The sequence below is a fragment of the Sphingopyxis sp. KK2 genome, assembly GCF_001990265.1.
In the GTDB taxonomy this organism is placed as follows: Bacteria; Pseudomonadota; Alphaproteobacteria; order Sphingomonadales; family Sphingomonadaceae; genus Sphingopyxis.
The window spans coordinates 1-9,419 of record NZ_LYVN01000149.1 but is presented as its reverse complement, the minus strand read 5'-3'; the positions used below and the strand labels follow the sequence as shown (position 1 = coordinate 9,419).

Here is a 9,419-nt window from a genome sequence, read left to right as displayed (position 1 = left end):
GCTCGCGCTCAACGAGATGACGGTTGCGGATTTCGACTGCGTCGAACTCTACAGCTGCTTCCCCTGCGTGCCCAAGATGGCGCGCCGCACGCTCGGCTGGCCCGCCGACAAGCCCGCGACCGTGTTCGGCGGCCTGACCTTCGGCGGCGGCCCGATCGCCAATTATATGAGCCATGCCGTGGTCTCGATGGTCGAAAAGTTGCGCAAGGAGGGCCGCTATGGCTTCCTCTTCGCCAATGGCGGCTTCGCAACCGACAATCATTGCATCGTCCTCGGCAGCGAACCGATCGCGGCCGCCAGTTTTCCGCAGGACTTCGACTATCAGGCCGAAGCCGAGGAAAAGCGTGGCGCGGTCCCCGAACTGGTCAAGGCCTATGCCGGCCCCGCGACGATCGAAAGCTATACGGTCTTCTATGGCCGCGACGGCGTGCCGAAAGCCGGCGTTGTCGTCGCACGTACGCCCGAGGGCCAGCGCACGCTCGCGCATGTCGACGTCGGCGACGCCGCGATGCTGGCGTTTCTCACCGACGGCGAGGCCGAACCGGTGGGCACGCCGGGCGAGGTTATAGCGCTCGGCGAAGACCGCTTCGGCTGGCGGACCTGATCTTCCCTCCCACACGCGGGAGGGGGACTAGATCTCGAACGAAACCCCCTGCGCCAGCGGCAGCGCGTCCGAATAATTCACCGTGTTCGTCGCGCGCCGCATATATTGGCGCCAGCTGTCCGAGCCGCTCTCGCGCCCCCCGCCGGTCTCCTTCTCGCCGCCGAACGCCCCGCCGATCTCGGCGCCGCTGGTGCCGAGGTTGACGTTGGCAATGCCGCAGTCGCTCGCGGCGAGGAAGCGTTCGGCCTCGCGCATGTCGGTGGTGAAGATCGCCGACGACAGGCCCGCCGCCACCGCATTATGCTCCGCGATCACCGCGTCGAGATCGTCGTAGCGCATCACATAGAGGATCGGCGCGAAGGTCTCTTCGAGCACCGGCCCGACCTGCCCCGGCATCTCGACCAGCGCGGGACGTACATAAAAGCTCGCGCCCTCCCCGACGCGTGTCCCGCCCTGCACCATACCGCCCGCTGCCTTGGCCGCGGCCAGCGCCTCCTGCATCATCTCATAGGCGGCGCGGTCGATCAGCGGCCCGACGAGCACCTCGTCCTCCAGCGGATTGCCGACGCCGACGCTGGCATAGGCCGCCTTCAGCTTGGCGACGAAACCGTCGTAGATGCTGTCGTGCAGGAACAGGCGCCGCGTCGTCGTGCAGCGCTGCCCCGCGGTCCCCATCGCGCCGAACGCCACGCCGCGCAGCGCGAGGTCCACGTCCGCCGAGGGGGCGACGATCACGCCATTATTGCCGCCCAGTTCGAGGATCGCGCGCGCAAAACGTGTCGCCAGCCGCGGCGCCACCGCGCGACCCATCCGCGTCGAACCCGTCGCTGAAAGCAGCGCAACGCGCGCATCATCGACCAGCGCCTCGCCCGCCTCGCGCCCGCCGATCAGCAATTGCGACAGCCCTTCGGGCGCATCGCCGAAACGCGCCACCGCGCGCTCGAAAATCGCCTGCGTGGCGAGCGCGGTCAGCGGCGTCTTCTCCGAAGGCTTCCACACCACGCTGTTGCCGCAGACAAGCGCGAGCGCCGCATTCCACGCCCACACCGCGACCGGGAAGTTAAACGCCGAAATCACCCCGACGACGCCGAGTGGATGCCAGACCTCCATCATCCGATGCCCCGGCCGCTCGGTCGCGATCGTCAGGCCATAGAGCTGGCGTGACAACCCGACCCCGAAGTCGCAGATGTCGATCATTTCCTGTACTTCGCCGGCGCCCTCGGACGGGATCTTGCCCGCTTCGATGGTCACCAGCCGGGCCAAATCGTCCTTCGCGGCGCGCAGCTCCTCGCCGAACAGGCGCACCAGTTCGCCGCGGCGCGGCGCGGGCACGTTGCGCCAGGCGCGGAAGGCCGCGGTCGCCTGATCGAGCGCCGCATCGATCGCCGCGGCATCGGCAACGCGCACCAACGCCACCTGCTCGCCGGTCAGCGGCGTCACCGAGGGCATCGATCCCTCGGTCCATGCGCGCCGGTCGACACCGAGTCCGTCGAGCAGCGCCGCGACCTGCTGGCCCATATCGGTCATTTTCTATCCCTTCACCGGCGCGTACGCGCGCTTGCAGTTTGTGGCTCGCGGGTTATCGCAGGCGGCGAACAATGCAAACCGAAAGCGGGAGACTCCAGTGTCCGAATTGCCCCCCTCCGAACCTCTGGTCCCGGTCCCCGCCGACGCCGCCGCAAACACGCATTGCACCGCCGATGATTACGACCGGCTCTATCGGCAGAGCGTCGACGACCCCGACGCCTTCTGGGCCGAACAGGCGAAGCGCCTCGACTGGATCACCGCGCCGACCAGGATCGCCAACTGGTCCTATGACCCCGTCAGCATCAAATGGTATGAGGACGGCGTCCTCAACCTTTGCCACAATGCGGTCGATCGCCATGTCGCCGCGGGCCATGGCGCGCGCACCGCGATCATTTTCGAGCCCGACGCCCCCGACGGCGAAACGCGCACGATCAGCTATGCGGCACTACTCGCCGACGTCATCCGCATGGCGAACACGCTGAAGAAAATGGGCGTCCAAAAGGGCGACCGCGTCACCATCTATATGCCGATGATCCCCGAGGGCGCGGTGGCGATGCTCGCCTGCGCGCGCATCGGCGCGGTGCACAGCGTCGTCTTCGGCGGCTTCTCGCCCGAGGCGATCCACGGCCGCATCGAGGATTGCGCGAGCGACTGGGTGATCTGTGCCGACGAAGGGCTGCGCGGCGGCAAGACCGTTCCGCTGAAGGCCAATGTCGACAAGGCGCTCGAGCGGATCGACGTGAGGGCGGTGCTCGTCATCGCGCACACCGGTGGCGACGTCGCGATGAAGGAAGGCCGCGATCATTGGTATGACGCCTTGTCCGCGGATGTCCCCGACGAATGCCCGTGCGAGCCGATGAACGCCGAGGACCCGCTCTTCATCCTCTACACCTCGGGCTCGACCGGCAAGCCCAAGGGCGTTCTCCATACCGTCGGCGGCTACAGCGTCTGGACCGCGACGACCTTTTGGTACGGCTTCGACTATCGCCCCGGCGAGATCTTCTGGTGCAGCGCCGACATCGGCTGGGTCACCGGGCACAGCTACGTCGTCTATGGCCCGCTCCAGAATGGCGCGACGACTTTGATGTTCGAGGGCGTGCCCAACTATCCCGACCACGACCGCTTCTGGCAGGTCGTCGACAAGCACCAGGTCAACATCCTCTACACCGCGCCGACCGCGATCCGCGCGCTGATGCGCGAAGGCGACGACTATGTGACGCGCCACGACCTGTCGTCGATCCGACTGCTCGGCAGCGTCGGCGAGCCGATCAACCCCGAGGCGTGGCGCTGGTATCACCAGGTCGTCGGCAAGGGCCGCGTGCCCGTCATCGACACCTGGTGGCAGACCGAGACCGGCGGCATCATGATCACCACCCTGCCCGGCGCGCATGCAATGCAGCCGGGCAGCGCGGGCAAGCCTTTCTTCGGCATCCGCCCCGAACTCGTCGATGCCGAAGGCAACAAGCTCGTCTGCGAAGAAAGCGGCGGCGCGGCCGAGGGCAATCTGTGCATCACGCACAGCTGGCCCGGGCAGGCGCGGACGATCTATGGCGACCATGGCCGTTTCGCCGAGACCTATTTCTCGACCTACAAGGGCAAATATTTCACCGGCGACGGCTGCCGCCGCGATGCCGACGGCTATTGGCGGATCACCGGCCGCGTCGACGACGTGATCAATGTGTCGGGCCACCGCATGGGCACCGCCGAGGTCGAAAGCGCGCTCGTGCTGCACGAGGATGTCGCCGAGGCCGCGGTCGTCGGCTTCCCGCACGACATCAAGGGCCAAGGCATTTACGCCTATGTCACATTGAATGCCGGGGTCGAGGCGAACGACGCGGTTGTTGCGGCGCTGAAGCAGCAGGTGCGCAAGGAAATCGGCCCGATCGCGACCCCCGACCATATCCACCTGACTCCCGGCCTGCCCAAGACGCGCTCGGGCAAGATCATGCGCCGCATTTTGCGCAAGATCGCCGAGAATGATTTCGGATCGCTGGGCGACACCTCGACGCTGGCCGACCCGAGCCTGGTCGACGGGCTGATCGAGGGGCGCAAGAACCGGTAAAAACTGCTCCCCGGCGAAAGCCGGGGTCCACGCAGCACAAGCCCAGCCGTCTGGACCCCGGCTTTCGCCGGGGAACGACTATTTCGCCAGCGCCTCGCACAATCGGTCCGCCGCCAGCGCGATGCGCGATTCGGCGGTCTCGCGATTGGCGGGGCTGTTCTGCACGCCCTGCGTCTCGGTATTGAACGCCAGCAATGTCCCCGCGTGCTGGTCGGGGCAGAGGCTGAGATAGGCGCGAAAACCGTTCTGGTCGCCATTATGACCGATAAAGCGCACGCCCGACCGGCTGTCGATAAAGAAGGACAGCCCGCTCTGCGTCGTCGTCGCCATGCGGCCCTGCGTGAAATCCGCACCCGCCGAAATCTGCGGCCGCCACATTTCCTCGAGCGACGAGCGCTTGAGCACCAGATCATAATCGGCCTGCCGCGCCGGATCGCCGAGCAGGAAAGCAGCGTAATTCGCCATGTCGGGCATCGGTGCATTGAGCCCGCCGTTCGACACCGTCACCCCGGTGTCGACGTCGAAGGGCGCCGCGGCGCGCTTGCCGTCGCGCACATAATAGCTGTGCGAGCGGTGCGGCAGCAGGTGCGGCGGGGTGCGGTCGAAATAGCTGTCGTGCATCGCCAGCGGCTTCAGGATGTTCTTGTCGATATAGACTTCATAATCCTCGCCCGAGAGCCGCTCGATCACCTGCCCCAGATAGACAATACCCGGGTTCGAATAGCCGAAGCGGCTGCCCGGCTCGAACTCGACCTTGGTGTAAGGCAGCATCGCGACCAGCTGCGACCAGCCGGCGGGTTCGAACGGTTGCCAGCCATGGTCGCGCCACGGCCAGGTGCCGCTGCGGAAGCCCGCGCTGTGGCTCATCAGCTGGCGCAGCGTGATCGCACCGGTATCGCCATAGGGATTATGCACCGCCGCGAGTTCGGGCACATATTTGACGATCGGATCGTCGAGCGACAGCAGCCCGCGATCGCGCAGCTGCATGATCGCGATGCCCGTCATCGTCTTGGTCACCGACGCCCAATGATAGATGGTGCGCGCATCGACCGGGACGTGCGCCTCGGCATCCTGCTCGCCCAGATGGTCGGCCGCCACGACGCGCCCGTCGCGCACGACATAGAAACTGCTCCCCGCGATCTTCGCGCGCAGCGTTTCGGCGCGATGGAGCGTGCGAAAGTCGCGCAGCGCCGTATCGAAGCCGCCCTCGTCGGCGGCGGCCGGCTGCGCCGCGCCCAAAAGCAGGGCTACCGCCATCCAGCGCGCCATCGTTCGTCCTCCCCCTGTCCTCACCCGATTGTCAGGCCGCCACCGCATGCCCGCGCCGCATCGCGAGGATGCGCGCCTCGACCTGGTCGAGCGCGTCCAATGCGGTGACGAGGTCGGCGTTGACCGATGCCGCGATCTCGCGGCTGAGCGCGTCGCCGGTGCCGAGCATTTCGGCAAAGGTTGCGCGATCGAAGGCGAGCAAGGTCGCCTGCTCGCTCGTCCGCAACAGCCGGTCGTGCGGCGCCGCCAGCAACAGCGGCGCAAGGCCGGTGAGCTGGCCGGGTCCGGTCACGGTGAGCTGGTAGACGCCGTCCTTGTGCGGCAACGCGCTGCGCACCGCACCGCGCACAACGAGCCACAACGCGTCGGACGCGGCGCCGACGGTCGCGAGGTCATGATCCGCCGGCACATCGATGCGCGCGCCAGCATCCCAAAAGGCCCGTCGCTGTCCTGGCGTCATCGCCGCGCAGCAGGGCAACTTTGCCAAGAACGCCTCGGCCGCAAAATCCTCCTCGGCCACCGGCGCCAGCGCGCGCTGCGGGCGCGGGGTGAAGCTGCCCGGAGTTTCGGCGAGCATCGCCGCGATATCGCGCGTCTTGTTCGCGACGCGCCCCGCGACAAGCCGGCCGAGCGCGCCCTGCAATTGGAGCGACGCCGGGTGGAGCTGCGACAAGGCAGCGCGAAACTGGTCGGCACCCATATACCAGCTCGAAACCGGCCCGCGCGCAATGCCCATCGCCGAGCGGCGGATGTCGCGGCCGATCAGCGTCATGTCGCCGATCACCTCGCCCGGCCCGACCTGTGCGAGCAGTGCAAGCCCGCCGCCGGGCAGCCTTTTGCCGATATCGACCCGGCCCTGTTCGATCAGATACAGGCCCTCGGCGCGCTCGTTCTGGACCAGCAGCGCCTCGCCATCGACGAAGTGACGCGGCGCGAAGGCATCGGCCAATTCATTCCGCGCGCCCTCGTCGAGCCCCGCGAACAACGGCACGCCCGCCAGCATCGTGGCGGACAGCGCGATCAAGCGAGCACCGCCCAGGTCGGCGCATGGTCGCTCGCCTTTTCGCGCCCGCGATGATCCTTGTCGACGCCCGCATCGACGAGCCGGTCGGCGAGCGCCGGGCTGAGCAGCAGATGATCGATGCGAAAACCATGGTCGCGCTGCCAGCCGCCCGCCTGATAGTCCCAGAAGGTCCACACACCCCCTGCCGGATGGCGGCTGCGCACCGCGTCGGTCCAGCCGTCGCCGAGCAGGCGGAACCAGGCGTCACGCGATTCGGGCTGCATCAGCGCATCATTCGCCATCGGCCCGCGCGGATCCCACACATCGTCGTCGTGCGGGATGACATTGTAATCGCCGGTCAGGATCGCCGGGATCTCGGCGGCGAGCAACGCCTTCGCCCGCTCGCGCAGCCGCGCCATCCAGCGCAGTTTGTAGTCGAATTTCGGCCCCGGATGCGGATTGCCGTTCGGGAGATAGATGCACCCGACGCGGAGGCCATGGATATCGGCCTCGAGGTAACGCGACTGCTCGTCCTCGGCCTCGCCCGCGAGCCCGCGCTGCGTCTCGACCGGCATCACTCCCTTGGCGAGGATCGCGACGCCGTTGAAACCCTTCTGCCCATGATAGAGGAAGCCGTAGCCCGCGGCCTCGATTTCCTTGGTCGGCATCGTCTCGTCGCTCGACTTCAATTCCTGCAGGCAGGCGATGTCGGGCTGGGTTTCCTCGAGCCATTCGACAAGGCGCGGCAGCCGCGCCTTGATGCCATTGATATTGAAGGTCGCGATTTTCATGCCGCCTCTATGGCAGCAAGCCAGCGCCGATCACAGTCCCTATCAGTCTTCCGGTTCCAGATCGGGATAGTTCCTCGCGATCGGGCGGATGAAGCCTTCATTCAACAGACGAAAGACATTGCCGAGAGCATCGACATATGCCGCGCGTTCATGTTCGTCAGCGATTTCCGAAACCACACGATCGACGTCGCCTAACTGGACGTCGAGAGCCAAGACCGCTGAAATGAGACGCTCTGCTACTGTTCGATCCATCCGGCAGGGCTCGTTATGAAAGGGGGAGAAGTAGGTTCTAGATCGAGAAGCTCGACCCGCAGCCGCAGCCCGAGGCCGCGTTGGGATTTTCGACCTTGAACGACGATCCGCCGAGCGAATCGACGAAATCGACGACGCAGCCGCGCACCAAGTCGATGCTGATGGGGTCGACGACCAGCTTCACGCCGTCGGTCTCGGTGACCACGTCATCGGCGTCGATGCCCTCGGCCAGCCCGAAGCGATAGGTGAAGCCCGAACAGCCGCCACCATCGACCGCGAGGCGCAGCGCGGCATCGGCCTCGCCCTTGCGGTTCGCGATCCAGCGGACGCGCGCGGCGGCGGCGGGGGACAGGGTGATATCGGAAAGCTGCGTGGCCATGGACGCAAGATAGGGAAGCGGAGGCCAAATGAAAAGGGCGCCCCGGCTTGGACCGGAGGGCGCCCCCTCCTCTCCGACCCTGAAAACCGTCTTATTCGGGACCGCCCATCGCCAGCTTGTCGCCCGTGATCGCGGCGATCGCCATGCTGTCCTGACGGCAGAAGGGCATCGGGTTGACCGGCGCGCCTTCGATGCGGACTTCATAATGGAGGTGGTTGCCGGTCGAACGACCGGTCGAGCCGACATAACCGACGATCTCGCCCTTCTTCACCTGCTGACCCGGGGTCACGATGTAGGAGGACATATGGCCGTAGCGCGTCTGGATCGCGTTGCCATGTTCGATTTCGACATAATTGCCATAGCCGCCGAGGCGCTGGGCGCGGCCGACGATACCGTCGGCGGTGGCGTAGATCGGGGTGCCGTGCGGCGCCGGGATGTCGATGCCGTTGTGGCGTGCGACCTTGCCGGTGATCGGGTGGACGCGCATGCCATAGGAGGAGGACAGCGACATGTTCTGGATCGGCACGCGCGACGGGATCGAGACGCCGATATTGGCGGTGAGGCCGGTGTCGAGACGCTTCCAGGCCTGGAAAATCGCGCGCGCTTCGCTGTCTTCGCTGGTCTGCGGAACGCCGGCGGTGAAGCTGTCGTCATCGGGTTCGTCGGGAACCACGATGCTGGCTTCGGCGCTGTTGCCTGCGGCGTGCGCGGCCGGGGCGGTGAGCCCGGTCAGCGCGGCGGCGCAAAGAATCAGTCCGAAATGAAACTTCTGCGCCAGAAGAGTGTTTATCACGTAACGACCCCGCATCTGCCTTGTCGCCAACGGAGAAAATTTTCCGCTGGTGCCGGTTTAGTCTGCATTGGATGATTGATCATCCGCCCGGCAGCCTGTGTGCGTGGGCAGAGGTTACGAAGCAATAACGGCGTAGTATTCTTGCGTTAAACCGGCGTCATGGCGCGCTGAGTCGTTGAACGGCGGCTTCAACTCCCCCCGAAATCGCGATTTTACGAGGCTTTGCCAAGTCGAAGCCGGCGCGAATCCCCGCTCGTCGCACGCCCGGTTGAACCAGTCTGTGCCCGCGCTCACATGCCGGATCTCATCGCGATAGATGCGCCGCAGGATCGCCGCCGACGCGGTGTCGCCCGCGCCATCGAACCGGGCGATCATCGCCGGGGTCACGTCGAGCCCGCGCGCTTCGAGCACCATCGGGACGATCGCCAGCCGCGCCAGCGCATCGTCGCTCGTCGCCTCGGCCGCCTCCCACAAGCCGGCATGCGCGGGCAGCGCGCCATAATGGCTGCCGAGGTTGCGGAGCCGCCGGTCGAGCAGCGCGAAATGCATCGCCTCGTCGGCCGCGACCCCGATCCAGTCGTCGACGAAGCCGCGCGGGAATTCGCCGCCGAAGCGCCCGACGAGGTCGACCGCGAGGTCGATCGCGACGAACTCGATATGCGCGAGCGCATGGAGCATCGCGATCCGTCCGCGTTCGGACCCACCCTTGCGGCGGCTCGGCATCCGGTTCGGCGGCAGC

Annotated in this window: 9 protein-coding genes and 1 pseudogene; 2 read left to right on the top strand and 8 right to left on the bottom strand. The window is 66.5% G+C overall.

Going from position 1 to position 9,419, the window contains the following annotated elements; genetic code table 11:
- Positions 1–604: pseudogene (locus B1A78_RS18345) on the top strand (acetyl-CoA acetyltransferase); the annotation flags it as partial.
- A 27-nt stretch (positions 605–631) separates the two neighbouring features.
- Here the strand turns inward: B1A78_RS18345 and B1A78_RS18340 are convergent.
- Complete coding sequence (locus tag B1A78_RS18340; protein WP_218668000.1) at positions 632–2,122, bottom strand: aldehyde dehydrogenase family protein; 1,491 nt, start codon at positions 2,120–2,122, stop codon at positions 632–634.
- A gap of 106 nt (positions 2,123–2,228) precedes the next feature.
- On the opposite strand from B1A78_RS18340, the gene acs reads away from it, so the two are divergent.
- Positions 2,229–4,193 (top strand): acetate--CoA ligase, encoded by a 1,965-nt coding sequence (acs, locus tag B1A78_RS18335; protein WP_077148349.1) that lies wholly within the window; start codon positions 2,229–2,231, stop codon positions 4,191–4,193.
- Between the two features lie 78 nt (positions 4,194–4,271).
- On the opposite strand, the gene B1A78_RS18330 is transcribed toward acs, so the two are convergent.
- The 7 genes from B1A78_RS18330 to B1A78_RS18300 all read right to left on the bottom strand — a co-directional run.
- On the bottom strand, positions 4,272–5,462 hold the full coding sequence (locus B1A78_RS18330; RefSeq protein ID WP_077148348.1) for a serine hydrolase: 1,191 nt from the start codon (positions 5,460–5,462) through the stop codon (positions 4,272–4,274).
- A 31-nt stretch (positions 5,463–5,493) separates the two neighbouring features.
- On the bottom strand, positions 5,494–6,486 hold the full coding sequence (locus B1A78_RS18325) for a cyclic nucleotide-binding domain-containing protein (protein ID WP_077148347.1): 993 nt from the start codon (positions 6,484–6,486) through the stop codon (positions 5,494–5,496).
- Positions 6,483–7,256, bottom strand: a complete 774-nt coding sequence (gene xth, locus B1A78_RS18320) for an exodeoxyribonuclease III (RefSeq protein ID WP_077148346.1) — start codon at positions 7,254–7,256, stop codon at positions 6,483–6,485. Before xth ends, B1A78_RS18325 begins: the two co-directional genes overlap by 4 nt.
- Positions 7,257–7,298: 42 nt before the next feature.
- On the bottom strand, positions 7,299–7,469 hold the full coding sequence (locus tag B1A78_RS22790; protein WP_179102087.1) for a hypothetical protein: 171 nt from the start codon (positions 7,467–7,469) through the stop codon (positions 7,299–7,301).
- Between the two features lie 76 nt (positions 7,470–7,545).
- A complete protein-coding gene (gene erpA / locus B1A78_RS18310) occupies positions 7,546–7,887 on the bottom strand; it encodes an iron-sulfur cluster insertion protein ErpA (RefSeq protein ID WP_077148344.1) in 342 nt (113 codons plus the stop codon).
- Between the two features lie 91 nt (positions 7,888–7,978).
- Positions 7,979–8,680 carry a M23 family metallopeptidase gene (locus B1A78_RS18305; protein WP_083734305.1) on the bottom strand — a complete coding sequence of 234 codons (702 nt, stop codon included), beginning with the start codon at positions 8,678–8,680 and terminating at the stop codon, positions 7,979–7,981.
- A 114-nt stretch (positions 8,681–8,794) separates the two neighbouring features.
- On the bottom strand, positions 8,795–9,419 hold a 625-nt coding region (locus B1A78_RS18300), incomplete at its 5' end, for a ferritin-like domain-containing protein (RefSeq protein WP_077148342.1).

Coding starts and splice junctions, on each gene's coding strand:
- B1A78_RS18340 (WP_218668000.1), bottom strand. CDS start 2,122: ATGGGCCAGCAGGTCGCGGCGCTGCTCGACGGACTCGGTGTCGACCGG.
- B1A78_RS18330 (WP_077148348.1), bottom strand. CDS start 5,462: ATGGCGCGCTGGATGGCGGTAGCCCTGCTTTTGGGCGCGGCGCAGCCG.
- xth (WP_077148346.1), bottom strand. CDS start 7,256: ATGAAAATCGCGACCTTCAATATCAATGGCATCAAGGCGCGGCTGCCG.
- erpA (WP_077148344.1), bottom strand. CDS start 7,887: ATGGCCACGCAGCTTTCCGATATCACCCTGTCCCCCGCCGCCGCCGCG.